Annotated in this window: 26 protein-coding genes and 2 pseudogenes; 5 read left to right on the top strand and 23 right to left on the bottom strand. The window is 35.1% G+C overall.

The window, feature by feature from the left end; genetic code table 11:
• Nucleotides 1-43: 43 nt before the first annotated feature.
• Nucleotides 44-313 carry a hypothetical protein gene (locus AAV97_RS01555; RefSeq protein ID WP_004831313.1) on the bottom strand — a complete coding sequence of 90 codons (270 nt, stop codon included), beginning with the start codon at nt 311-313 and terminating at the stop codon, nt 44-46.
• Nucleotides 314-415: 102 nt separating this feature from the next.
• Complete coding sequence (locus tag AAV97_RS20780; RefSeq protein ID WP_004831314.1) at nt 416-574, bottom strand: DUF1328 domain-containing protein; 159 nt, start codon at nt 572-574, stop codon at nt 416-418.
• A gap of 1,035 nt (nt 575-1,609) precedes the next feature.
• Here AAV97_RS20780 and AAV97_RS01540 point away from each other — a divergent pair.
• Nucleotides 1,610-2,059: a BLUF domain-containing protein gene (locus tag AAV97_RS01540; RefSeq protein ID WP_004831316.1), complete on the top strand. Its 450-nt coding sequence runs from the start codon at nt 1,610-1,612 to the stop codon at nt 2,057-2,059.
• 39 nt (nt 2,060-2,098) lie between these two features.
• Nucleotides 2,099-2,566, top strand: coding sequence for a BLUF domain-containing protein (locus tag AAV97_RS01535; protein ID WP_046759618.1), 468 nt, complete (start codon nt 2,099-2,101; stop codon nt 2,564-2,566).
• 43 nt (nt 2,567-2,609) lie between these two features.
• On the opposite strand, the gene AAV97_RS01530 is transcribed toward AAV97_RS01535, so the two are convergent.
• The 12 genes from AAV97_RS01530 to AAV97_RS01475 all read right to left on the bottom strand — a co-directional run bounded on the left by AAV97_RS01530 (nt 2,610) and on the right by AAV97_RS01475 (nt 11,917).
• Nucleotides 2,610-3,098, bottom strand: coding sequence for a pyridoxamine 5'-phosphate oxidase family protein (locus AAV97_RS01530; RefSeq protein ID WP_046759617.1), 489 nt, complete (start codon nt 3,096-3,098; stop codon nt 2,610-2,612).
• Between the two features lie 820 nt (nt 3,099-3,918).
• Nucleotides 3,919-4,458, bottom strand: a complete 540-nt coding sequence (locus AAV97_RS01520; protein WP_046759616.1) for a type 1 glutamine amidotransferase domain-containing protein — start codon at nt 4,456-4,458, stop codon at nt 3,919-3,921.
• A gap of 350 nt (nt 4,459-4,808) precedes the next feature.
• Nucleotides 4,809-5,006 carry a pyridoxine 5'-phosphate oxidase C-terminal domain-containing protein gene (locus tag AAV97_RS20665; RefSeq protein WP_052945838.1) on the bottom strand — a complete coding sequence of 66 codons (198 nt, stop codon included), beginning with the start codon at nt 5,004-5,006 and terminating at the stop codon, nt 4,809-4,811.
• Nucleotides 4,955-5,191 (bottom strand): hypothetical protein, encoded by a 237-nt coding sequence (locus AAV97_RS20775; protein ID WP_265597200.1) that lies wholly within the window; start codon nt 5,189-5,191, stop codon nt 4,955-4,957. The genes AAV97_RS20665 and AAV97_RS20775 overlap by 52 nt, the downstream gene beginning before the upstream one ends.
• 289 nt (nt 5,192-5,480) lie before the next feature.
• Complete coding sequence (locus tag AAV97_RS01510) at nt 5,481-5,669, bottom strand: hypothetical protein (protein WP_228136494.1); 189 nt, start codon at nt 5,667-5,669, stop codon at nt 5,481-5,483.
• 5 nt (nt 5,670-5,674) lie between these two features.
• Nucleotides 5,675-6,211, bottom strand: coding sequence for a GNAT family N-acetyltransferase (locus AAV97_RS01505; protein WP_046759615.1), 537 nt, complete (start codon nt 6,209-6,211; stop codon nt 5,675-5,677).
• A 109-nt stretch (nt 6,212-6,320) separates the two neighbouring features.
• Complete coding sequence (locus AAV97_RS01500; RefSeq protein ID WP_009584882.1) at nt 6,321-6,707, bottom strand: VOC family protein; 387 nt, start codon at nt 6,705-6,707, stop codon at nt 6,321-6,323.
• 545 nt (nt 6,708-7,252) lie between these two features.
• Nucleotides 7,253-7,948, bottom strand: a complete 696-nt coding sequence (locus AAV97_RS01495) for a PqiC family protein (protein WP_046759614.1) — start codon at nt 7,946-7,948, stop codon at nt 7,253-7,255.
• Nucleotides 7,945-9,597 carry an intermembrane transport protein PqiB gene (locus AAV97_RS01490; RefSeq protein WP_046759613.1) on the bottom strand — a complete coding sequence of 551 codons (1,653 nt, stop codon included), beginning with the start codon at nt 9,595-9,597 and terminating at the stop codon, nt 7,945-7,947. Before AAV97_RS01490 ends, AAV97_RS01495 begins: the two co-directional genes overlap by 4 nt.
• A 44-nt stretch (nt 9,598-9,641) precedes the next feature.
• Nucleotides 9,642-10,421: a paraquat-inducible protein A gene (locus tag AAV97_RS01485; RefSeq protein ID WP_046759612.1), complete on the bottom strand. Its 780-nt coding sequence runs from the start codon at nt 10,419-10,421 to the stop codon at nt 9,642-9,644.
• A complete protein-coding gene (locus AAV97_RS01480; RefSeq protein ID WP_046759611.1) occupies nt 10,418-11,068 on the bottom strand; it encodes a paraquat-inducible protein A in 651 nt (216 codons plus the stop codon). Before AAV97_RS01480 ends, AAV97_RS01485 begins: the two co-directional genes overlap by 4 nt.
• 369 nt (nt 11,069-11,437) lie before the next feature.
• Entirely contained in the window at nt 11,438-11,917 is a 480-nt protein-coding gene (locus AAV97_RS01475) for a hemerythrin domain-containing protein (protein ID WP_009584881.1), read from the bottom strand.
• A 518-nt stretch (nt 11,918-12,435) separates the two neighbouring features.
• On the opposite strand from AAV97_RS01475, the gene AAV97_RS01470 reads away from it, so the two are divergent.
• Genes AAV97_RS01470 through AAV97_RS01460 form a run of 3 tightly spaced genes read left to right on the top strand, consistent with a single transcriptional unit; the run spans nt 12,436 to nt 14,204 of the window.
• Complete coding sequence (locus AAV97_RS01470; protein WP_046759610.1) at nt 12,436-13,014, top strand: hypothetical protein; 579 nt, start codon at nt 12,436-12,438, stop codon at nt 13,012-13,014.
• Nucleotides 12,984-13,487 (top strand): chalcone isomerase family protein, encoded by a 504-nt coding sequence (locus AAV97_RS21080; protein WP_004831332.1) that lies wholly within the window; start codon nt 12,984-12,986, stop codon nt 13,485-13,487. Before AAV97_RS01470 ends, AAV97_RS21080 begins: the two co-directional genes overlap by 31 nt.
• A gap of 18 nt (nt 13,488-13,505) precedes the next feature.
• Nucleotides 13,506-14,204: a response regulator transcription factor gene (locus AAV97_RS01460; protein WP_004831333.1), complete on the top strand. Its 699-nt coding sequence runs from the start codon at nt 13,506-13,508 to the stop codon at nt 14,202-14,204.
• Here AAV97_RS01460 and AAV97_RS01455 read toward each other — a convergent pair.
• The 9 genes and pseudogenes from AAV97_RS01455 to AAV97_RS01415 all read right to left on the bottom strand — a co-directional run.
• A complete protein-coding gene (locus tag AAV97_RS01455; RefSeq protein ID WP_042090189.1) occupies nt 14,197-15,519 on the bottom strand; it encodes a sensor histidine kinase in 1,323 nt (440 codons plus the stop codon). The genes AAV97_RS01460 and AAV97_RS01455 overlap by 8 nt on opposite strands.
• 47 nt (nt 15,520-15,566) lie before the next feature.
• Entirely contained in the window at nt 15,567-16,616 is a 1,050-nt protein-coding gene (locus tag AAV97_RS01450; protein WP_004831335.1) for an SAM-dependent methyltransferase, read from the bottom strand.
• 8 nt (nt 16,617-16,624) lie between these two features.
• A complete protein-coding gene (locus tag AAV97_RS01445; RefSeq protein WP_009584906.1) occupies nt 16,625-17,404 on the bottom strand; it encodes a DUF1295 domain-containing protein in 780 nt (259 codons plus the stop codon).
• Nucleotides 17,405-17,442: 38 nt separating this feature from the next.
• Complete coding sequence (locus AAV97_RS01440; protein WP_009584841.1) at nt 17,443-18,639, bottom strand: SAM-dependent methyltransferase; 1,197 nt, start codon at nt 18,637-18,639, stop codon at nt 17,443-17,445.
• Entirely contained in the window at nt 18,636-19,430 is a 795-nt protein-coding gene (locus tag AAV97_RS01435) for a DUF1365 domain-containing protein (protein ID WP_046759609.1), read from the bottom strand. The genes AAV97_RS01440 and AAV97_RS01435 overlap by 4 nt, the downstream gene beginning before the upstream one ends.
• Nucleotides 19,431-19,438: 8 nt before the next feature.
• Nucleotides 19,439-20,713, bottom strand: a complete 1,275-nt coding sequence (locus AAV97_RS01430) for an NAD(P)/FAD-dependent oxidoreductase (protein ID WP_046759608.1) — start codon at nt 20,711-20,713, stop codon at nt 19,439-19,441.
• Nucleotides 20,710-21,699, bottom strand: a complete 990-nt coding sequence (locus tag AAV97_RS01425; protein WP_046759607.1) for an acyl-CoA desaturase — start codon at nt 21,697-21,699, stop codon at nt 20,710-20,712. The genes AAV97_RS01430 and AAV97_RS01425 overlap by 4 nt, the downstream gene beginning before the upstream one ends.
• 493 nt (nt 21,700-22,192) lie before the next feature.
• Nucleotides 22,193-23,520 (bottom strand): annotated as a pseudogene (dctA, locus tag AAV97_RS01420) (C4-dicarboxylate transporter DctA).
• 242 nt (nt 23,521-23,762) lie between these two features.
• Nucleotides 23,763-24,139 (bottom strand): annotated as a pseudogene (locus AAV97_RS01415) (integrase core domain-containing protein); the annotation flags it as partial.

Below are 24,139 nucleotides of genomic sequence, written 5' to 3'. Positions count from 1 at the left end.
AAACGTTTAAGGAACAATTCCCCTTCTGCAATCTTATAGAACGCTATGCATTGATTTGCTGATCCACCCAATCCAAAAATTTATTCTTATGATCAATCTCAGGCGCATTGATGATATTGATCATTTTTTTATTTCCAAATTGACCAACAACTTTATCAGGAATTTCGAAAATAAAATCATCATCTACACCTTGATTAAGCACTTTGAAATATTCAACAACTTTTTCAAAATTAGTCTTACTTTTGAAATCAGGTGTAAGCAAAAGAAAGTTATAAATCTGTTCTAAAACATATGAATAGTTTATATTTTTCATAATTGATCCAATGTTTAATATTCAATGTATTCGATAATTTTTTAGCATTCCCACCAATCGTCAATAGAGCCAGCAAGACTCTATTGAAATTGAAGAAAGCACTTACATTTTTCCTCTAGAAATAAAACCAATAATGGTCAGTATGACCGCTACAACTAAAAGAATAACTGCAAAGTCTTTAGAAAGCCCAGCTACACCGCCAAATCCAAGTAAACTTGCCACAAGTGCAATGACTGCAAAAATGATTGCCCAACGAAACATATGTATTACTCCATAAATTAATCTTTTACTTTCACATTAATATTTAAAGAACTTGATACCAATACATGTTTATATCGGCATTTAACGCTTCAATACTTTTATATAAAAAATAATTTTCAAAGAATCATTTTTTATATAACTTATTAAAACTAAAAATGTGATCAATCTCTGCATTCTTCAATTTAGGCATGACAAATTTAATTGAAAACAATACAGCACATGAAATGAATAGCATGATTAACACATCAATCGAATAACTAATCATGAATAACAGGGTATAAAACCCAAAAAAGAAAGATAGACTTAAAAATATTTTTTGAAAATAAATGGTAATGAACGCCCCATAAATTAGCGCTGCTGTAAATAAATTTACATACTTGTTCACTCCCAATCTATCAAAAATAATAATAAGCAAGGAAATAGCGAATATTGAGACAACAAAAATAAATAAATTTTTTAAAATTAACATTTCATTCCCTCATATTTTATAGCTTAGAAAAACCCCTCCTCCTTAGTAAACCGGCTAAGGAGGAGGGCTACCCCAATACACAACAATTTTTATTATGTTCATTAATTTAATAAATACTTTTTTAATTTAAGTGTTAGCGACAAACAACTTAAATAATTATTCAGCTTTATAATAATGAACACTTGTGGTGTATGTAGGCAGTATAAATAAATGAAAAACAGGCGGTATAATCCATAGCTTACATGATTGTGAGAAATATCTTACATTTGTATACTTTTTAATCAATTTATTTTAATAAAAAATATAATTTTTCTTTTATTTTCAAAATTTTATTTTTAACAATATAAATGTCCATCAATTTAACTTAACAAATCACTCAAACAGCAATAAAAAAACGTTACATTTCATATTTTTTAATAAATTCTTCCAATATGTTCGCTTTCAATTTAGAAACCCTGTATGGTAATCATCAGTACTAATCTTCCTATGTGAAAACATAAAGCTTATTAATAAAATTAAAGCGTTAGCACCGAGTTCGGAGTAAATTTTATGATGGAAGACTACCAATGGAATTTGTGAGAGTTTTATATGCAAGTAAAGCTACGAGTATTCATCCTGATGTCAAAAATGATCTCATAGAGATTTTGAATTCAGCTGTGGATTTTAATTCTCGTAATGAAATTACAGGCGTTCTTTACTATGGGCATGGATATTTTGTTCAATGTTTAGAAGGACGCAAAAGTAAAGTAGATGATCTTTTTTACAATCAAATTTTGAAAGACCAACGTCATCAAAATTGTGAAATTTTATACTATGAAAAATGTGACATTGGATTATTTAAACATTGGAATATGAAATTTGCTCCAGTCAACAAAAGGCTTGGAGACTTTTTTCTAGAAAATCACCGTGATGATTTTAATCCCTTTCTTCTCTCAAGCGAGACGATTCCTTCTTTTATTGATCTTTTAGCTGGAGAGTATGATGTTGAACCTTATAACTTTGATGTCAATGAGTGATCTGGTGATTTATTCTCAAAATGACTTAAGAAAACGCATATGTTAATTCGATTGTGTTATGCGAGTTCTCGCAATCAATTGACTTCTGATTTACTTGAAGATCTGAATAATATATTAAACACTGCTAGGGAGTTTAATAGCAACAATCAAATTTTTGGTGTTTTATACTATGCCAATAATTACTTCTTTCAGTGTCTTGAAGGTGATAAAGCGATCGTTCAAACGTTATTTCAGCAGATAAAGAATGACCTTAGACATCACGATATTGTTGAGTTCAAAATCAAGCAAATTGACAAAATTTACTTTAAGAACTGGTCAATGAAATATGTTCAGAAGTGTTCGAAAATTGATATATTCTTCAATCAAATGGGATATGAATTATTCACGCCAACTGCGCTCAATGAAGATAATTTAGATATATTCTTAAAAGAACTTCTGAGCGAAAAGCAAACTCGTATGCGTAAAAAGGTGGGGCTAAATCAACGCGGCGTATCAACTTTTCTATAAACTTAGATTAGACGAACATTCGTTCGTCTAATCTACCAAGCATTTAAAGCTTCACAGATTGGCTGCTACCCAGTTGCTCAGTTTCACCGGTGATAGATGCTTTGGCGAGTTTGAATAAGGTCACCAACTTCCCATTGCCTTTCCAATATTGTGCCCCATTACAAACGACACGAATCAATTGGATATTAGGATCATTTTTCCCTTGCTCAAAAAATGCTTCATAGGCTGGCGACCATAATTGCTCAAGAATCTCTGGATCATGCACACACGCTGCAATAGCGTTAATCGACACGTAATCATTATTTGAAATATGACTATACCCGAGATTAACCTGCTGACGAGTTGCTATATTTTTAACTAATTCTGAGTTTTTAGCGCCAATAAACCACACGACACCATTAAAATCAGTGTTTTGTGTGGTCATAGGCACTGAATGTAAATGCCCTTCTTCAGTGATAAATGTGACCATCACAAATCGAATATCTTTTATTAATGCATTAATCTGTTCATAATCTTGATTTAAATTTTCCACGTTGCTATTCCCTTTATAAACTTGAATCTTAAATATCTACCAACCGGCAAAACAAAACAGTTCCTTTATGTGTATTAAATGTTTAATCATGATAGTTAAAGATCATGATTTATGAATAATTTATCTTTTTGTTATTATTAATACTCACAACTTTAAAAATATTTTTTTTATATCTAATATATTGACCTATTTCTGCATGATCCAATTCATTCCACAAATCAAAATAAAAAAATTCAGATGTATCCGAATAAATCCAAAACCACATGAATGATTCATTTTTATGAATGGGATTGTAAATAGTGTCCTTAACCTTAACAAGTTTGTGTAACTGAAATTTTTCATCTTGAAGTACAATTTCATAAATACACAATGGCATATTCTCTAAATTTAAAATAATTCAAACTATAACCTAAATCAGATTCAGCTTAATATTTTTATTTATTAAAATTATGTAATTTATTTTTTCAATTAATATTTTTTATCTTATTTTTTAATAGTTATCTTTCATAAATCTTAAAATGATCATGTTCATCGAATTAAAGAGGTATTGAAAGTTGTGCCGCCAATAGGATAAAGGTCGGAACTTATGTTGATTTATAGTATTAAAAAGGAGTTATAAAAGAAGCCGAATATGTAAATTTAGTTTAAAAACTCTGATTACTCAGTTGCTTTGACAAAATAGCTAAAGCATCACAGATTAAGATCACACAGCGATTAAAAAAACCATAACAATCATATATATTTAAAAAGCTGAGTACCCGATCTTGGTAAAAGTAAGACAAAGCACTCAGTTTATTTCTAAATCTTTCAAAATCAAAAATTATTCAAGCTCGTTTAATATAGCCTGATTAAAAGCAGGGATATCATCGGGATTACGTGAAGTGATCAAAACCCATCCATGAGTGTTACAACGATGTAGTTGCTCGTCAACCCAGTTTGCACCTGCATTCTCTAAATCTAAACGTATACTTTTATATGAAGTTAAATTTTTGTCTCTAATTCGCTCAGCATTAATGAAAGCCCAAGGACCATGACATATAGCCGCAATGGGTTTTTTATTGTCTGTGAATGATTGGATAATTTTTAGTGCATTTTCATCAATTCTTAATTGATCTGCATTCACCGTTCCGCCTGGAATGACCAGTAGATCGTAGTCATTTGGGTCTAATTTTTCTAAAGTTGCATTTGGTGAATAGGATGCAGATTTTTCATCATCATGAAGAACGGTCTGTACATCTTTTAATTCAACTGCGGCATGAATGCACTCAATTCCTTTACTTGTTAAAAAGTCTAATGGCTTTTTGAGTTCATCATGCTCTACACCAGAGTTTGAAGTGATAAATAATACTTTTTTTGACATTTCTTACTCCACCAATATGTATGTATATTTTTAAGCTAACAAAAAATTGGCTTTCGGATGTACTTGTTTAAACACCTTCTTGTTAATTGTTGAAATGCATTGTTGTAAGATTTGTTATATCTGTCGATTTAATTTAGACCTTTTTACACATATCCAAAACGACAGTACACTCAAGTCTGATGGATGTATTCAATCTTAAAAGTTCATTTACCCTTTTTGAAATGAGAGTTTTTCGCGCTTTGATGCTGAAGATTTTTTTAAATTTTTATAAAATAATCAACCATATAGCTTACTTGATTACGTTTTATGAATATTAAAATATTGTACGCCTTCAAGCTATTCCAAATGCCTTATGGCTGTAAAAAAGTTTTCACCCACAATTGATCTGTCGAATTGAGTGAATATTGTGTCCTTAAATGTAGACGTGTTTCTTTAAACTCTAAAAATTCGATCTGTATGAGTTTTATGATAAATCCACCCCATGTCTCAGGACGAATCAGATTATGACGATCATATTTACTTTTTTCATCAAGAAATTTTTGTTGCATGGCTTCGAGTGTTCAATTTCTTGGCTTTGATGAAAAATATAAGACGCCACTTGAGCGTCATGAACCCGTTTTTCCCAATAGGAATCTGCAAGTTGAGGATCAATTAGCGAACAGAATCCCTGTATTCTGATTTGATGTGCCACATGCTCCCACCAAATCGTTAGACTGACTTTGGGATTATTCAAAATCTCTTTTGCTTTATTTGACTTCAATTCTGTACAAAATATGAGGGTCTGTGGACAATTCGTCTATGTTTGCGACTAGGTGTATTTTTTAGGCGGTTCTAGGCGCGAAATACGAAATTTAGTCATTCTAAATGAGTAGTTCGGAACGAAGAAGCGACAAAAAACACACTAGTCCCGAAGGGTTGTGGCTGAAATTATCTCAGGCTTCGTTATGAAACTTGAAAATAGACTCGCTATTCTCTTCGTTTCATGCCTTGCCTGCTCAATTTTAACCTACAACGCAAGCCATTTATGAAATGTCCACAGCCCCTAACCCTTCTTGATTAATTTCTTTTAAGTCTACGAATCGAGAGTGAGGAAAACCCTGATCATCAATGGTCGAAACACAAATCGCATTTCGATGTGGTAGAACACCACTTTGCTTTGCTTTTGACCAAAGATCTTGGAGATGTCTAAGCGGATGATTCATATGATCCATAGCTTTTATCCTAAGTTACGCTCTAACACTTGTCCTGACCACCCTTCATCATTAAAACTCAATGTAGATTGATAACCACAGGATTGATAAAACTTGACTAGATTTCCATTACCGCCCGCATAACAATCAAGCCGTAGATGATGGATTCCCTTTTCTTTAGCTTGCTGATCTGCAAAAGCCAATAATTGACGCCCTATTCCCTTATACTGTTGCCCCCGTTTTACGATAAGTAAACGTACATAACATTCTGGCTGAGCTGCAAGCGGAACATAAGGCATAGCATCCCCCATAACAATAGCAGCACAAACACTACCATCTTGTGTTTCAACAATCCAAGCATCAGGCAAAGCAAGTGCTTCTGAGACACGATCAATCTGTCTGGCTGAAGTTGACCACGGTACTTCTCCCCATTGTTGGGCATTTCCAATGGAAACGAGCCACGCAACAACGCCATCAAAGATATCTAACACCTCAGGTAAATCTTGAGCCTTTGCTTTACGAAGCACAAAGCTTTGTCTCGCGGTGGTTATTATTGTTTGCATATCTATTCCAATTTCTTTAATTGAAAATATCTCTTGCTCAAAACAAGCGATTGCCGTATTAAAAAATATCAATGGTGATCATGCTTACACCGCTATTTTTGTGTCTCATTTATTCGGTTATATAATTTGAAATTTCTATTAAATTTTCATCTGGATCACGAATATATACTGACATGATATTTCCTACGGCGCCCGTACGCCGAACTGGACCTTCTTGAATTTCTACCTGTTGATGCGCTAAATGTGTGATCACCTCATTCAAGGGTGTAGCTGTGATAAAGCATAAATCAGCAGAGCCCGGAGTTGGATGTTTGGCTTTTGGCTCAAACTCCTTACCTGCTTGATGCAGATTTATTTTTTGCTGACCAAACTTTAACGCTTTTCTGTTATTTCCAAATGTAATAATTTCAAAATTTAAGACGTGATGATAAAAAACACAAGTTCTCTCAATATCCGCAACTGTTAAGACCAAATGATCTAAATGTGAAATTTCCATAGAATGCCTTCAAATCGATTGATCATAAATAACCAATTTATCAGCTTTTTAAATGAAATTTAATGTATTTTTTTCATACTCAACATCGTTCCAAGACTATGAATGTGGACCGATTCTTTGCCGCATCCAATGTTAAACCGTCTAAATCAATGCAAAGTCGATATAGTCAAACCGTCTAATTTTTCAAACAAGCGACTCACCTTCAATCAATTTTATGCTTTTTATATAAATGTTAAAAAGTTTTGCTTAATCAGTTTTTTGTATTTTTGATTCCCAAATAGTCTTGCGATCGCGAGGCGACATGGATGTCTCCATGTTGAGTGGAGGTTTATGAGTTAAAACAAAACACTGCTTTGTTTACAACGCATGAATTCAGTTAAATAATGAATATTCAAAGTGCCTTCTCCATGATGAAGAAGGCAAGGTGCGGAGATTTTATATTGATTTAAAGTTTAAAAAAGCCGTATGAACGCAGCCTATCGGATATAGATCAATCCATAAACTTGAATAGCACAATGACAGCTATTTGCATTTGTGCAGTGAGATTAAGTACAAGTCACACCATCAACACGCGCTATTTTTTTTAAATCCAACGATACGATCGAAAGTGCCACAGCATCTACGACTCGGTTTAAAGCAGTGTTGGCTGTAGTGACGATATCTTGCATTTGTTTATGATTGCCTGTTACGTCTTGAGCAAAACTCATACGGCATGCCAATTGCTGATTTTGGGTTGAGTTTTGATCTAAAGTAATCGTAGGATCATTACGCTTCACAATCCAAGCTACAGACACTTCTATTTTTTCATTCGGTTGATTTGTCGAATGAACAATATCGAAACGTGAAAAATCAGTGGCAATCCGATAAGAAATTTTTCCACCCACCATACCGCTATTATAACGATCTACTGCCCCCAGTTTTTGTTGCAAACCCGCAGATAAATTATCGCGAAGTTCTGCTCCTAAAGTTGAAGTCCACCGCTCATTGTCTAAAATTTGAGATTTACCCGTAATATCCTGAATCACGATAGGAGCACGATTGATACGATCAGGCAATCCTACAGGCAATACCTCAATGACAGTAACCTTTGAGTTGGCTAAAGGAGATACTTGAGTCGTTAAACTATAGTAGTTCGGTACTGGCGAGCTTGAACATGCAGATAACAATATCGCTGTAGATAAAGCGCCAGCGTATCTCATAGTCAAAGCAGCATCGAATAATTTTTTATCTGTTTTTTTCATTTATTAGCCTCTGCTTTTTTACCACGGATTAATGATTCTGGGTGTTGTTCAATATAATCAGCCATTAATTGTAATGAAGCAGCAGCTCGGGTCATTTGTTGCAAAGCTTTACGTACATCCTGCTGCATTGGCGCATCACTGGATAAAATCGATTCGCTAGATTGCATTGTCTTACGTACATCATTCAATGTTGCTTGTAAGTTTGGTGCAACTTTATCATCCAACTGTTTAACCAGTTTATCTGTAGATTCAATGGTCTTATTCATATTGCTGAATGTTTTTCGTACATCTTGTCCAATTTCATCGAGTGGGAACTTACTTAACTTATCCGCAATTTGTGACACTTGAGCTTGTAAACCACTTAATTCCGTCGCAGTGGTTGGAACCTCAGCTCGCCCATCTACACGCATTTTCAAAGTTGCGGCTTTGGCTTTTGGAAACTTATCAAAGGCAATATAATTTTGACCAGTTAGCAAGTTGCCTGTACGCATCTGTGCACGCCAACCATTTGCGATAAAGTTTTTGAAAATTTCACCATCAGGATCAAGCTCTTTACCATGCGCCAAGCGAGATGGATAAATGGTCGCATCTACACGCATACGCAACTGGGTATAAGATGGATCAAACTCAACATTAATGGCTTTTACATTACCAATTTCGATACCCATAAAATCAATAGGTGCACCTGCGGTTAGACCTCGTAATGAATGATCAAAGTACATAATAATTGGACGTGGCTTACCATCAGGTTCTTTCATCGCCTCTTTACGAGAGTCTGATAAAGTAAAATAACTATGATTCGGTGCGATACTGCCCGCTGAATTTTCTGGGTAACCAAAGGCGATCCCTCCAGCAACAATGCTGGCAAGGGATTGAGTATCTAAATTAAAGCCTGAAGCATTTAAAGAAACATCTACCCCACTTGCTTGCCAAAAGCGTGCATCTGTAGTCACGAACTTATCATAAGGTGATTGGATAAAGGTTTGTAATTCAACACTTTTCCCATCATTTGCCAATTTATAAGCCGTAATCTGCCCGACATTTATTTTGCGATAGTAAATCGGTGCGCCAATATCAAGCGAGCCGAGATCTTGCGCTTTTAAGAAAAAAACTTTGCCGGGAATATCAGAGGCTACAACAGGTGGAACTTCAAGCCCAGCGAAAGTCTCCTGCTTTTGTTCCGCCTTGCCACCATCCACTTCAATGTAAGCGCCAGACAATAATGTATCAATTCCAGAAATGCCCCCTGTCCCTACACGAGGTCTAACCACCCAAAAGCGTGAATCCTTAGCAGCAAAATTACTGGCATCTTTACGTAATTCAATTTTGGCAATCACGTGTGAACGATCATCAGAAAGATCAATTTGACGGACTAAACCAATATCAACCTGTTTATAACGCACTGTGGTTTTGCCTGCGACCAAACCTTCTGCAGTACGAAATGACACTTCAATCGTTGGACCTGTATCCAGTATGGCTTTAGCAGCAAGTGACAATGCAATCAAAAGTGCGATGAATGGAACTAGCCAAATCAGCGCAGGTCGCCAACGCGCTTTCTTCTTTTCAGGTTCAGCGAGAAATACACCATTCTCCGTGGTCTCACTTGGGCTTGGTGTAGAATCTTGGTTGTTTGGCGTATTGTCTGGCATAGTGATCATTCTTTAGGATTTAATTATGAGGATTTGGTTTCTTTTTAACTTTTCAGTTGATGAATAACAACTGTGTTCATCTGTTGGGGTTGTTGAGAATTCGCCTTGTGCGCTTTGAAGTAATTATCCCAGATCAGTCTTGGATCAAAGCTCAATGAAGCAAACATGGTTAAAACAACGACTGCACCAAAAGCCACAGCTCCGGGTCCAGCCAAAATTGTCGCTAAGGATTGGATTTGAATAAGAGCTGTCAATAAAGCCACCACAAAAACATCAATCATCGACCAGCGCCCAATAAATTCAACAATTCTATATAACAGTGCACAATGTTCAGGTGAAAAATGCCATCTTGAAGATGATTGCATATACACAGCGACCAATAAAAAAATCAAAATTAATAATTTTAAAATTGGAATGAAAATACTTGCCATGAATATGACCACAGACACTAGATAATCTCCATTTTGCCAAAAGTAGATCACCCCACTGATAATGGTATCTTGCTGACGTCCCAATAAAGAATCCGTTACTGTCATCGGCATTACATTGGCTGGAATATATAAAATTGCTGCGGCAATGACTAAAGCAAAAGTTCGATTTAAACTTTGCGGTTTACGCGAGTGTAATGCACTTTTGCACCTTAAACACTTTAGTTCAGAATGTTCGTCTATGCTTGAGCCAACAGAATTCAGTAAGCCACAACAATGGCATTGTATTAATCCAACATCCTTTGCGCGCACATCGCTTTTGACTTGTAAATCAACATCAGAAAGATGCTCTAGCACTGAACTAATCTCATCATCATGATGATTCTTTTGTGTCATGTTAAGCTCCGATCGACTTCATCCCAAAGATCTTTGATCTTCACCGAAGCAATATAAACCAAAAGAATACTTAGGATCGTAAACGCCCAAAGTGCCACACCCGGAATTACCGTCACCATTCCAACCAATTTAACTAAGGTGACCAATACACCAATTAAAAAGACTTCCACCATCCCCCATGTTCTAAATAAAAATAAAGTTTTCAGTGCCAATCTGAGATAGTGAGGTCGGTATTTAAACAAACCAACACAACTTAAGACATAACTCAACAATAACAACTCAATCAATGGAACAATAAATGTAGTCATGAGAATCAGTGCCCCGACAAAAGGACGCTCAATATGAAACATGGTCCATGCAGCTCCAATCAGCGTGGTTTGTGAGGTATTCCCTTGTAACTCCACAATCACGATAGGGAAGCTATTGGCAATAACAAATACAATCAGTGCTGTAATGACTATAGCAAGCAATGACGAAAAAGGTCGGCTGCGTCGATATAACTCTGCACCACAACATGTGCAATAAGCACGCTCATTCGGTAATAAGTCAACTTTACGATAAATCGCATCACATTCTTCACAACCGACCAACTCATTTAAGTGAAGAGGTTGTGCCGATGCTAAAGGCTGATTATTTTTATTCGCCATAAGCTGACATCCGTTCGATTGATTGTTTCATTTAGAAGAACAGTTCATCTATGTTATACATTTTATTTTTAACATCTCAATCATTGTTTCTCTTAACTACACAATTTTTAAACAAATTAACATTCAATTCAGGCAAGATAACATCAATGATTAAAATAATGTTTTTTTAGACTATTGAGACTTAGTTTTTTTTCAAATCAGGAGTAAAAAGTAAAACTCTGAACAATCATTCTGTTACTTCTATTGTTATACGATTGCAAACCTAAAAACACCGATATAGTATTAATCCATCAGTAAATTGATCATTAAGCATAGATAAAAAGCTTTCAAAAAAATTTTCCCCTTAAAAACTAAATAAAAGATAGCCTTTTACACAAGGCTATCTTTATCTTTGTTTAAGTACTTTTGATATTCAGCTGCATATTGTTTAGCCAAATCTTTTTTCTCTTTTTCACCTAATATTTTACCTGCTTGTTGGAAAAAACTATGTTCTTCCTCTTTTAAATGATGGTGAACAATTTCTGAAAGTTTTTTTGCAGTTGTTAACCAACTTGGATGACTGAATTTTGTTTCAGTAAGTTGCTCTAACAATTCATCCATTTCATGATGTTCAGAAAGTGCATGTCTGGTAATATTCAAACCAGGATCTGTCATCATTAAAGGAATATAAAAATATCGATCTTCAGCAACAGCATGAGCAAAAAGTTCATTTTTCAGTGCATCAAATAAATTTCTTCTTTCTTCAGTATCCCCTGAGGTTTGAATGAGTTGTTCAGCGTATTTTCTTTGCTTATCATGACTTCTTCTCAATTCATCAAAAATATTATTATTTACTTTAGCATTCATCATTCACTATCCTTTTCCAATAATTAATATCAATTATTCTTAATGGTTTAAAAAAATGTTGTTGAAATTTGTTAGTAAAAAGCAATTCAACTGTATAGCACTGTAATTTTTATAAACTATTGTAAAGTTTTCGTTTTTATTCATATATCTTAATGATTAGACCATTCCATTAAAAATTTTCTTTTTTTTTAAATCGTGTGAAAACTTAATCAGAATTTGTTATTAATTTAACACTTAGATATTTTTAAAAATATTTTTTCTATTTTCTAAACTTGAGCTCAATTATTTTGAGCGAACACCGTCATATTCTGACTGGGTAGGTTGCTAAATCAAATTTGGAGCTAAAATGCCGAAAAGAAAATATATGATCTTTTTCTATTTTAATAAAATCCTAAGTTCATGATTAAGGCGAATCAAAACCCAGTAACAAAGTCAAAGATGACATGATATTTTTCCTATCTGACTTCACATCCCGTTCACAACTACTTATCTACAGTATTAGATAAGGCTCCAAATGGATAATGAACGTGAAAAACTCAAAAAAAATATTTGCCTCCATATTCACACTTCTTTGTGTATCTGGATGCAAAAGTATTCCTAGTTACTCCGCAGATTATGGTAAAGCTAGAAATAATGTAGTTGGTATTCCATTGACCGATACTCAAGCATTAGATATTGGCACCCGCTTTACATCCACCTTCAATACCTTAGGTACAGCTGAATTCATCGATAAGGCAAGTTCGTTATACGCAGATCAACTCTATATCAATGACACTCTTTCTCAATTTTCATCGCGACAAAATTTGATTGAACATTTTAAAGGCATGAATAAACGAGTTAGCAATGTTACAGTCAAATTATTAAACACGACCTACCACCGAGATTCTGCATATATTCATTGGTTTATGGCTTATGATTTCAAAATTTTTGGTGTGAATAAAACGATGGCGTCTTATGGCGTCAGCGAAATCAAGGTCAACAAAGATCAACAAATTATTTTCCAACAAGACTTTTGGGATCCAGCAAATGGCTTGTTTCGCCAGTTACCTTATTTCGGAGGCTTATATTCATGGGTATTAACATTCAAAAAATCACCGTAATGATTATATCTGTAGCAAGTTTATCCATCAGTATTTCAAATGTTCAAGCAGCAACATTTAAACAGTGTGGAAATGGTGCGATTTTAGTTGGTACAAAACAGATTGGTCAGGCAAGCTACTTTGCAGAATCTTGTAAACAGACTTGGGAAAATCAAAGTATTCAAATGAATTTTTTATACAACCAGAATATTCCTGAATGGGCTTTCAAACGCGCAGCCACTCATTTTTTAAAGAAAAATATTCCTGATTTTAAAGAAACATCGGCTTTAAACCAAATTACACAGCTTTATAAACCAGTTAAAAATGGGGATTTATATACCTTAAGTTACGTCCATTCATCCCGCATATTAACGCTTTCACTGAATGGAAAAATATTAGGTCATATCCAAAATGATCAAGCCAATCAATATTTTAAAATTTGGTTAGGTTCAGCGCCATTTAATGCTAAATTGAAGCAACAACTCTTAAATTAACAACATAAAGTTATTGTAATGACAAAATATTTTATCCTTATGGTGGAAGACCATTACGAATTAGCCTCTACACTCTGTGAATTTTTAGAAGCACATGATTTTGTCATTGATCATGCACGTAACTTAGATACAGCACGTAATTTATTGAAAAATCATCCTTATCATATTCTTTTATTGGATATCAATTTACCTGATGGTTGTGGTTTCGATCTTTGCCACTGGTTAAGGACTGAACAAGGTCTAGATATCCCTGTGCTTATGCTAACAGCACGTGACACATTGGATGACAAAATTAAAGGTTTTTCTTCAGGAACCGATGATTACTTGATTAAGCCTTTCGACTTTAACGAGTTAGTTATGCGTGTTCGAGCATTGATCAAAAGATCTATAGGAGAGGTCTCGAATAGCAAATTACAAATTCATGATCTGATCTTAGATAGTTCACAACAGACAATTCACCGTGCCGGAAAAAATATAGAACTTCCACCTATTCAATTTAAATTATTAAAATTATTGATGAGGAATTCACCCAAAGTTATGACCAAACAAGAAATTATCATAGAACTTTGGGGAGATGAAGAACCTGAAAGTGATGCACTACGTAGCCATATTTATAACTTACGAAAAATGGTGGATAAGCCCTTTAATCAAAAATTAATTCATACCGTGTCAGGTGTTGGCTTAAAAATTTCTCTTGAACCTGATTCATTTAATTAAGATAAACCACAACGACCAGTCCTGTCGATGGTATTAACGCTATATCATTGTGAATACTCAAATAATAGAGGCGATCAAATAACTCTACACGCCAGCCTAATTGTTTACACAGCTTTTGCACCAGTTGGAGTCCAATACCGTGTCCTTTAGTTTGCAACCTTAATTGAGGGCTAGATAAATCCTGTACTTTATTATCATTGAGTAAATGAATACCTATACCGTTATCAGCAATCAGAACTTTGTTTTTTTGTATAATGATATCGATTTCTGATCCTTGGGAATAATTTAAGGCATTCCGTAAAATATTGCCGAAAACCATTTTTGTCATAGAGGGATACAACTGTCGTGTCTGTTCTGCTATCCCCTGATGAAGATTAATTTGTATTCCTTTCACTTGCCCCACACTTTCAAGATCAGTTTGTAATTCTTGTAAGATTTTAAATATTGAGCTGTGTTCTGGTATAAGTGTGTTTGTCGTATTACGAGCAATTGCCAATAAAGTATCAACCAGTAACTGCATATCCTCTATGGTATTGCTCAAACGAACAAAGACTTTATTATCTCCATAACGAGCTTGGCAAAGCTGAACATTACCTTTAAGGACAGTTAAAGGTGTTCGTAATTCATGACTAACATCACGACTAAATTCACGCTCACGATGAATAAATTCACTCAAAACTTGATGGTATTTCTCTAACGCTTGTTTTAAATATTCTGCTTCCATATTTGCATCAGTACTAATATCCTTAAATGGTGATGCCCCTTTGTTCTGGTGATCCCAGTCAATATTTTCTAAAGCATTTGCAAGTCTAGTGATTGGAGAAAAATAACGACGTGCACGACGGTTCCACCACCAAAGTACGCTATAAAGCACAAACAAACTTAACATGAGAGGTGCCAATCCAAACAACCAAATCAGTTTATTGACATTACTTTCACCAAAAACTAAAAGCACATGCTGTCCATTACGCTCACCATAAACAGTCATACGCTCCTTGCCATCCACAAAATGACGGCCAACGCCTGGTGTTAAATGCATGTTCTGAAAACTATTTGGCGCTACCTTAGTCCAGCGATATCCATATAAATTTTTAGTATCAGGCAAATCTGCATTTGGATTACGCTCTACACGCATCCAATAATGTTCCATTTCCTGTTCTAGTGCAGTTTTCAACAAAGTGCCTTTAATCACCCACGCACTACATGTAATACCAATCACGATCGATAAAGCAATCAATCCGATTTGTAACCAGTAATATCGATTAAAGACTTCACCCAAGGGATGGGCACGCTTGCCCTTAAATAGTCTCAGCATAAATATGCTCCCTTGTGTGCCGCAATAAACAACACATTCAATTTAGATTATAAGACTTTCTTGCAAAACAAAAAATGACCAATAACCCATTCTTGTCCCTGTTCAAAACCAAAAAGTTCAGCACAAGCCATAAAAAAGATTCGCCAACGTTGCCACCATATTGCTGCATCTTTACCATAGGTTTGTTCAAATAATGGTTTTAAACTTTGATGTTGTCGGTCCATATTTTCAAGCCAAGCATTTGCTGTTCTTTCATATTGTTTACCTGACCATTGCCAATGCTGTTCTAATTGTAAGTGATCTTGAAAATGTAAGAAAGTCGATGCAGATGGCATAAGTCCACCACTAAAAAAGTATTTCGACATCCAATCATATTCATTTTTAATTTCAAATGGATAATGTAAAAACCGATGACAAAAAATGTGACACCACAATAATCCATCAGGTTTGAGCCAGAGATTTATTTTTTCAAATAACTTTTGGTAATTACGCACATGCTCAAACATTTCCACCGATACCACACGATCATATGCACTGGATTCAAGTTCTAATACATTGACATCACAGGTGATCACTTTTAAATGATTGTACTGCCGTAATTTAGCTTGTTCCTGAATATATTCACGTTGCGTTGCTGAGTTTGACACCACCGTAATGGAGGCATTCGGATAATGCTCAGCCATCCATAAACTTAAGGATCCCCAACCACAACCGATTTCCAAAATGTGTTGGCCATCTTTTAATTTTGCTCGCTCGCAATAACATGCTAAAGCCAACGCTTCAGCTTCGTCTAGACTGGTTTGTGCATCTGTAAATAGACTCGCACTATATTTTAAGTGCTTTCCTAGTACAGACTGAAAAAATGCAGTGGGAAGTTCATAATGCTGCTCGTTAGCTTTGTCAGTTTCAATCGCAATTTCACTACGTTTAAGCATGTTCACAACATCCATGTAACGCTGACTACCCAATTCAGGATCATAACGTCCTTCTTGAATTAAACGCTTTTTACTTAAACTTCGGATCACCGCACGTATAGCTTGATCTGGGATCAGCCCACTTTCGACCAGCTTTAAAGATTGTTGAATAATATAATCCATATTTTGATCTACTCTTTAGGTTGCCACGGAATAAACATTGAGGTTCGTTTTTGATAATCTCGGTAATTTTGACCACGATGACGTAATGCTTGCTGTTCGCTAAACGGAATACCCGTGATGTAATATAAAAATACCCACATCAGTAATGGATAAATCCATAGCAGATAAAGCCCAGCCGCTAATCCTAGAATAGGATAGGCAAACCAATGTAACCATTCAAAAAAATAATTCGGATGACGCGAATATTTCCATAATCCTTGATCCATGGTTTGACCTTGATTATTTGGATTCTGTTTAAAACGATATAGCTGCTGATCGGCAGTGCTTTCACCAATAAAAGCCAGTAACATCACCAGTGCGGCTGCAATCTGTGCCCAATAGATCCATTCATTCCACTGTGTTTTTGGGGAACTGAGTAACGATAGCATGGGATAAGAAAACAAAAGCGCGAGTCCTGCTTGAAACATAAAAAAAGCCAAGAATCCCAAATGTTTGAATTGCCCCATAGCACGGCGCATATTGGCATAACGACGGTCTTCTTCTGTTTCATGCCAGTAACGGCGAAATAAATGCCACGTCAGGCGTAAAAACCAAATGCTGCTTGAAAGTCCAATAAAGATACGCACACTTAGAGGTGCTGTATCCAGCAAAAAAGCCGCTAACATCACATTCAATGCAATACAGAAACTCCATGCTACATCGACTAAACCCGCACGATTGTTATAGCTTACGATGAGCCAACAGAGCAGCATAATTACAACATCAAGTAAAAACAATTTCAAAAACATTTTGCTTACTCCTTGATATATCAATGAATGCTTAGAAGTTAATAAATATTTGCTTCAAACAACATATGTACATCACTGATTACGCCCTCTTTGAATCCTCCTTCGCAATAACATAAATAGAAGTCCCACATTCGAATAAAATTTTCATCAAATCCAAGTTCAAGAACTTGTTCACGAGCAGCTAAAAAATTTTTCCGCCAAAGATGCAATGTTTGTGCATAACTTTGACCAATATCTTCCAAATGTTTTAAACGTAATTTTTGTTCGGATGCCGTTTGCGTTAATACGCTGATACATGGAATAAAACTACCAGGGAAAATATACCGTTTAATATAATCAACAGTTTTTAACGCTTTTTTATAGCGTGCGTCTTCAATGGTAATGGCTTGAATTAATCCCAATCCTTTTGGTTTCAATAAATTACGACATTGTTTAAAATAAGTAGATAAATATTGTTCACCTACCGCTTCAATCATTTCAATTGAAACCAATTTGTCGAATTTACCGTCAAGCAAGCGATAATCTTTTAGTTGCACCTCTACCCGATGTGCTAAGCCTGCTGCTTCAATACGCGCCACGGCTTCATCATATTGTGCTTGTGAAATCGTAATCGTTGTTACCTTACAGCCATAATTTTGTGCAGCATAAAGTGCAAAACCGCCCCATCCACTTCCAATTTCGACCAAATGATCCATGGGTTTGAGTTGTAGTTTTTGGCAGATCAAATCTTTTTTATACTCTGAGGCTTGCTCCAAAGTCATTTCAGCATCTTTAAACACGGCACTCGAATACATCATTGATGGATCAAGAAATAATTTAAAGAAATCATTACTCAGGTCATAATGATCTGCGATATTTTTACGACTCCCCTTGATCGAGTTTTTACGCTTTTTATACCAAGCTTTTAAAAAAAATTGGCTCGCTTGAGCAATAATATTTTGATTTAATTGATCCAAAAGATCACGGTTACGTGCCAAAATTTGGATCAATTCAACCAAATGATTGGTACTCCAATAACCACGAATATAGCCTTCAGCTGCGCCTAGCACACCATACTTGAAGATCAAGTCCACCAATTTTTTATCATGAACCTGAACTACTGCTACTAACTCAATACTGTCACCGACAAAACCATTCCACACCCCGCTAAATATAATTTGACCATGACGGAGTTTTAACAAACTTTGTAAAATCAAAGGTAGAGAATCTTGTTCACTGGAAATAAGTGCTTTCATCGCTTTGTTTTTCCTTTTTGTTTATTCGGATGCCGATAAAATGGGACCTTTTTCTTCCATAAACGAAAAGCATTTAGATAAATTCCCGCCATCATTTTGAAAGGTTCAAAGACACTATGAATAGCATATCGATGCTGTTGTGAAGAAACTGTGATGGGGGTTAGTGAAAATCGCATAGTTGCATCAAATTGCAGTACATCTTGTTGAAAAAGCTGCATATGAATCACATTTTGTTGCGCAGAGAAATTAAAACTCCATTTGTAATTGATGTCCATTGGCATAAAAGGAGAAACATGAAATGATTTTTTAAACTCGAATTTATAGCTATTAAATTGAGAATGTTGTACAGCTTTGTCACGACAGTCGTGTACATATACTTTACGTTCTTCCCATGGCGTGTTGGTGATTTCACTTAGAATAAATAGCGGCTTTTCACTGGTATCAAAAATGAAAAAGAATACCACTGAGTTAAATCGATAACCTAAAGTTCTCGGCAAGGCTAAAACTCGAATCTGTGTATCTAAACCTAGTAGACTATTGGCTTGTTTTAATAATATTTTTTCAATTTTTTGCCGAATTGTTCCATATTCTTCTATTAAAAAATCATTCGGATCAAGTTTGAGTAAATTCCAACGTTGTGATGACCATAAATAAGATTGCTCGGTAAAATAGTGGATTTGATCTGGGTCAAACCATAAATAATTTAACTTTGCTTCAAATTGATGGGACTTGGGTAAAAAGCGTCGATGCCGGATCGAGGCGGGAGCTATAGCTAATTCAGTCAGCAACATGAGAACTCCTAGATTAGCTTTTCTATATGCTTCACAACTTGAGCTGCACTACGTACACCATCCTCGTGAAACCCCCATCCCCAATAGGCACCACAAAATGATGTTCGATTTTGTCCATTAATCTCAGACCAGCGTCCTTGCGCTCCTATGGCTGATATATCAAATACAGGATGACGATACTCGCGCTCAACTAAAATCAGCTCTGGTTTAATGTCAAAATTTGGATTCAATGTAGCGAAAATTTGTGTTTGGCAGGACAAGTTCTGTAGTTTGTTCATCCAGTAGCTAAATGTGTAATGAACTCTTGGCTTGATATTTTGCGTATCAAAATTTGATTGATCTTGAGTAATATGTACATGCCAACTCGCCCATTGAGATTTCGACTTGGGCATAATTGTCAGATCATGATGTACCACCATTTTATTGTCTTGATAGGAAAATTTGGACAACACCTCCTGCTCTAATTCAGATGGATCATTTAATAACTTTAGACTGTCATCTGCATGACTTGCAAAAACCACCCAATCAAATTTTTGTGTCTCATACTCTGTTTGAACAATCACTTGATCCGTCAAACGAGATACACTGATTACTGCTTGTTTTTTAAACTCAATATTTACAGACTGCTGTTGAATGGCTTCGACATAACGAGCTGAACCACCAATGATAGTTTGCCATTGAGGGCGATCTTTAAGCTGAAGCATTCGATGGTGTTGAAAAAAACTCACCACAAATTTATAAGGAATTTTTCCTACTTGATCAATCGGACATGACCATAATGCGCCACACATTGGATATAAATGCTCTTGGCGAAAAGCCTCGGAATATCCATTTTGATTTAGATAATCTTCAATACTTAAATTGATCTCAAGATCATTCACCACGACAGTTTTATTTGCTGAATAAAATTTAAAAAGATCAGAAAGCATGGCTCTAAATTTTGATTTAAAAAAATTTTGTGGTCTACTTAGTAAAGAAATTTTTTTTGAAGGGTTATATTGTAAACCCGTAATTAGATTATTGACCGAAAAACTCATATCACTGTTTTGTGCTTTTACGCCTAACTCAGCGATCATCTGGCTAAATAATGGATAATTATAATGATTGAATACGATAAAACCACTATCAATAGCGAGTTTTTGCTCATCAATGATCAAATCATGTGTATCAGTATGCCCACCAAAATACGTATTTTTCTCAAATATAGTGACCTGATGATGTTTTGAAAGTTTCCATGCAGCATACAGTCCAGAAATTCCTGACCCAATAATCGCAATTTTCATGAAGATTCCCCAGTTGAACTTTTATTGGTGTTTGTTTTAATGAAGATATTTACTTTAGTTGATGATTGAGCAATTTTACTGAATTCATAGACTCGTGCGGGTATTGGTTTCAATCCCCAGACTAAACCGATCCAAGACATCATTTTTAAAAGATAGTAAGTGATATCAATTTGCCACCAATAAAAACCTTGCCTAGCGCTCCCAGCATAATAATGATGGTTGTTATGCCATCCCTCACCTAAAGTAATGATCGATAAAAATAAATTGTTTCGACTTTGATCTTCTGTTTCAAAATCTCGACTGCCATATAAATGTGCGAGTGAATTAATACATAAAGTGGCATGAATTAATAAAACTGTTGAAACAACAAAGCCCCAGACCAATAGTTGTAGACCTGATGTGGTAAGTGATGGATAGACAACGGCAAGCCACTCACCCAAAGCATAAATTGACACTGCCGTTAGCAGCACAATGATCAAGCTAAAACGATCTAACCACACCAGTTCAGGATATTTCAGCCAATCTTTGACCACTTCTTTACGCGTGGCAAAATTATAATCATTTAAAAACCAGCCTAAATGGCTATACCAAAAACCATAGGTCGATGAATGTGGATCATGTTCTGTATCCGTAAACCGATGATGATAACGATGATGCGCAGCCCACCACAAAGGTCCACGTTGAGCACTCATCGTTCCAATCAACACAAAAACAAATTGAACTATTCGTGAGGTTTGGAACGTTTTATGTGACAAATATCGATGGAAAAATGCAGTAATTGAAAACATTCTTATCAGATAAAATAGCAACATGAAAGTGACAGCAAACCAAGATACCCCGACATAAAATATACCGAGACAGGCAACATGCAGAATGATAAAAGGAATAATGCGTACCCATTGAATTTTCTTGCTTTCTGGAGAACTGGTCTGTACCTGAATCGGACGGGACCAACTGTCTATCCACTGCCTAACACGATTCAACATAGAGGTATCCTAATTTTCTAATCATTGGATTTTATATAAAGAAGTTTAATCAACCCGAAATGAAATTTATGTGAAGTAAATATTTTTTTTCATGACACTAAAACGTTAATGTAGATGACTATATCGGTCAATAACCCCATTTATTTTCATTCTATTGTTATAGCAATATCTTAATTAGTTTGCACATAAGGTTGTCATGCCCATACTTGGCTTATATAAAGTATTTAAAAATGTATTGTCTGATTCTCATCACTAAAGTCAAAGGTAATCTCCCCTCAAAATAATCGATTTATGTGCTAAACAGATCGTTAAGGTCAACCAACGTCAAAGTTAAGGTTCAATTAAATTGGGTGAGTGAAATCAAACATAGAAAGATAATTTTGAATAAATATTCAGAAAAAATAAGAAATGATCAGGAAATGGCTTTTACCTAAAGTAATTTGCTATTTCAAGAATGCCAATCAACTTTATTGGCATTCTTTTCATCGAATCATCAATATATTATGGATTTTTCATCAATAGGTTTTAATTGGGGTGGTGTTTGAACTAGCTCAGACTTAGCCCAATTAGGATCATTTAGCATACGTTGTACCTGTTGAACATCTACATCTTTTTCCCAAGAGCCAATGACTAAGGTAGCAACACAGTTGCCAATTAAATTACTGACTGCTCGAATAATTCCGATCACCCAATCTATTGAAAGAATCAGCACTAAACCAATTGCAGGTATAATTGGAAAGCTGGATAACGTAGCAGCTAAAACAACAATTGCTGATGCAGGAATACCATGCGCACCTTTAGAAGTAAACAAAGTTATAAGCAAAATGATGAGTAAGTCTGAAATTGATAAATGAACGCCAGTAGCCTGAGCAATAAAAACAACAGCAAGTGTCAAGTAGATTGAAAATCCATCAAGATTAAAAGAGTATCCAGATGGAATAACAAGACTTACAGTTGTGTCTTTAATACCGAGTTTTTTTAATTTATACATGACTTGTGGTAACACCGAATCAGATGATGATGTCCCACAGACAATCAAAATTTCTTCTTTAAAGTATCTTATGAATTTAAAAATGTTATACCCTAATAATTTTAATATGAGTCCAAGTATAACAACGACAAAGAAAATAACGGTCATATAGTAAATGAGTATCAAATAGCCTAGATTAACAAGCGTTGCAATTCCGAATTGAGCTACAGTAAAAGCGATTGCACCAAAAACGCCTATAGGTGCCAATTTCACAATAAGCGCCATTATTTTAAAAATAACTTGAGAAATCTTATCGATCAAAGATGCCACTGGATCCTTAGTATCTTTAGGAAGCATTGATAATGCAACACCGAACAGAATAGCGAAAACAACAACTTGAAGAACATCATTCCCTGTAAATGCTCCTACAGCAGTTTGAGGAATCATGTTTAAGAAAAAATCTGATACTCCAGTAACAGCATGAATATTCTCATTATATTTTTCCAACTGTGATGCATCTAATGTTGATAAATCTACATTCATTCCATGACCAGGTTTAAAGATATATTCAACAATGAGCCCTAGTACAAGTGCAATTGAGGTCATGACCTCGAAATAAATTAAAGTCTTTGCACCAACCTTACCTGCTTTCTTTAAATCGCCAGCACCATATATACCTAAAACAATCACGCAAAATATAAGTGGAGCAATAAGCATTTTAACTAATTTGACAAATCCTGTACCTAAAACCTGGAAATTCTTAGCAATTTCTGGAGAAAAATACCCAAATAAACATCCCAAAAATAAAGCAATAATGACTTGGGTAAATAAGAATTTCTAATTAATTTCATAAATTAGCTCAATGATAGGACTAAATTAAGAAAAGCAAAATGGATGCCAACTCAAATAAGCCCTTTTGAGTTCTTTCAAATTTAGATTACAAATTACCAAAAATAGCCAACTTTTTAACTTGACTAATATTCTTCCTCTTGTTTACAGCATCTTCTTTCTCATTTTATTAATGACCCGTGCAGATAGCGCGGTAATACTCCCATTTTTAATTGATTTAATAAGTAGAAAACTAAAGTCCTTATCATTGTTTAAATTTAGGTGGTTTACCATCAACTGACATATGTGGTCGTTCATGATTATAAAAGTGTTGCCATATCGTTGTATAGTCTTTAACTTCTTCAAGCTCTCGAAATAAATATTGATTCAAACATTCATATCTAACCGTCCTGTTGAAGCGTTCTACATAAGCATTCTGTTGTGGATGACCAGGTTGAGTAAATACATGCTCAATTCCATGCTGAGTACAACACGCTTGCATTAAATCACTAACATACTCGGGTCCATTATCACTACGGATACGTTTTGGCTTACCTCGCCATGCAATTCATTGATCTACTCCCCTCAGCACTCGTTGAGCTGGCAAAGAAAAATCAATCACTATATCCAGTGACACACGGT

The sequence above is a fragment of the Acinetobacter sp. Ag2 genome (assembly GCF_001005515.1).
In the GTDB taxonomy this organism is placed as follows: domain Bacteria; phylum Pseudomonadota; class Gammaproteobacteria; order Pseudomonadales; family Moraxellaceae; genus Acinetobacter; species Acinetobacter bereziniae.
The sequence above is the reverse complement of the archived record's forward strand: the minus strand, read 5'-3'. Positions and strand labels throughout refer to the sequence as shown.

Excerpts from the sequence above, each read along its gene's own strand:
- AAV97_RS01555 (WP_004831313.1), bottom strand. The coding sequence starts at position 313 with ATGAAAAATATAAACTATTCATATGTTTTAGAACAGATTTATAACTTT.
- AAV97_RS20780 (WP_004831314.1), bottom strand. The coding sequence starts at position 574 with ATGTTTCGTTGGGCAATCATTTTTGCAGTCATTGCACTTGTGGCAAGT.
- AAV97_RS01540 (WP_004831316.1), top strand. The coding sequence starts at position 1,610 with ATGGAATTTGTGAGAGTTTTATATGCAAGTAAAGCTACGAGTATTCAT.
- AAV97_RS01535 (WP_046759618.1), top strand. The coding sequence starts at position 2,099 with ATGTTAATTCGATTGTGTTATGCGAGTTCTCGCAATCAATTGACTTCT.
- AAV97_RS01520 (WP_046759616.1), bottom strand. The coding sequence starts at position 4,458 with ATGTCAAAAAAAGTATTATTTATCACTTCAAACTCTGGTGTAGAGCAT.
- AAV97_RS20665 (WP_052945838.1), bottom strand. The coding sequence starts at position 5,006 with ATGCAACAAAAATTTCTTGATGAAAAAAGTAAATATGATCGTCATAAT.
- AAV97_RS01510 (WP_228136494.1), bottom strand. The coding sequence starts at position 5,669 with ATGGATCATATGAATCATCCGCTTAGACATCTCCAAGATCTTTGGTCA.
- AAV97_RS01505 (WP_046759615.1), bottom strand. The coding sequence starts at position 6,211 with ATGCAAACAATAATAACCACCGCGAGACAAAGCTTTGTGCTTCGTAAA.
- AAV97_RS01500 (WP_009584882.1), bottom strand. The coding sequence starts at position 6,707 with ATGGAAATTTCACATTTAGATCATTTGGTCTTAACAGTTGCGGATATT.
- AAV97_RS01495 (WP_046759614.1), bottom strand. The coding sequence starts at position 7,948 with ATGAAAAAAACAGATAAAAAATTATTCGATGCTGCTTTGACTATGAGA.
- AAV97_RS01490 (WP_046759613.1), bottom strand. The coding sequence starts at position 9,597 with ATGCCAGACAATACGCCAAACAACCAAGATTCTACACCAAGCCCAAGT.
- AAV97_RS01485 (WP_046759612.1), bottom strand. The coding sequence starts at position 10,421 with ATGACACAAAAGAATCATCATGATGATGAGATTAGTTCAGTGCTAGAG.
- AAV97_RS01480 (WP_046759611.1), bottom strand. The coding sequence starts at position 11,068 with ATGGCGAATAAAAATAATCAGCCTTTAGCATCGGCACAACCTCTTCAC.
- AAV97_RS01475 (WP_009584881.1), bottom strand. The coding sequence starts at position 11,917 with ATGATGAATGCTAAAGTAAATAATAATATTTTTGATGAATTGAGAAGA.
- AAV97_RS01470 (WP_046759610.1), top strand. The coding sequence starts at position 12,436 with ATGAACGTGAAAAACTCAAAAAAAATATTTGCCTCCATATTCACACTT.
- AAV97_RS21080 (WP_004831332.1), top strand. The coding sequence starts at position 12,984 with ATGGGTATTAACATTCAAAAAATCACCGTAATGATTATATCTGTAGCA.
- AAV97_RS01460 (WP_004831333.1), top strand. The coding sequence starts at position 13,506 with ATGACAAAATATTTTATCCTTATGGTGGAAGACCATTACGAATTAGCC.
- AAV97_RS01455 (WP_042090189.1), bottom strand. The coding sequence starts at position 15,519 with ATGCTGAGACTATTTAAGGGCAAGCGTGCCCATCCCTTGGGTGAAGTC.
- AAV97_RS01450 (WP_004831335.1), bottom strand. The coding sequence starts at position 16,616 with ATGGATTATATTATTCAACAATCTTTAAAGCTGGTCGAAAGTGGGCTG.
- AAV97_RS01445 (WP_009584906.1), bottom strand. The coding sequence starts at position 17,404 with ATGTTTTTGAAATTGTTTTTACTTGATGTTGTAATTATGCTGCTCTGT.
- AAV97_RS01440 (WP_009584841.1), bottom strand. The coding sequence starts at position 18,639 with ATGAAAGCACTTATTTCCAGTGAACAAGATTCTCTACCTTTGATTTTA.
- AAV97_RS01435 (WP_046759609.1), bottom strand. The coding sequence starts at position 19,430 with ATGTTGCTGACTGAATTAGCTATAGCTCCCGCCTCGATCCGGCATCGA.
- AAV97_RS01430 (WP_046759608.1), bottom strand. The coding sequence starts at position 20,713 with ATGAAAATTGCGATTATTGGGTCAGGAATTTCTGGACTGTATGCTGCA.
- AAV97_RS01425 (WP_046759607.1), bottom strand. The coding sequence starts at position 21,699 with ATGTTGAATCGTGTTAGGCAGTGGATAGACAGTTGGTCCCGTCCGATT.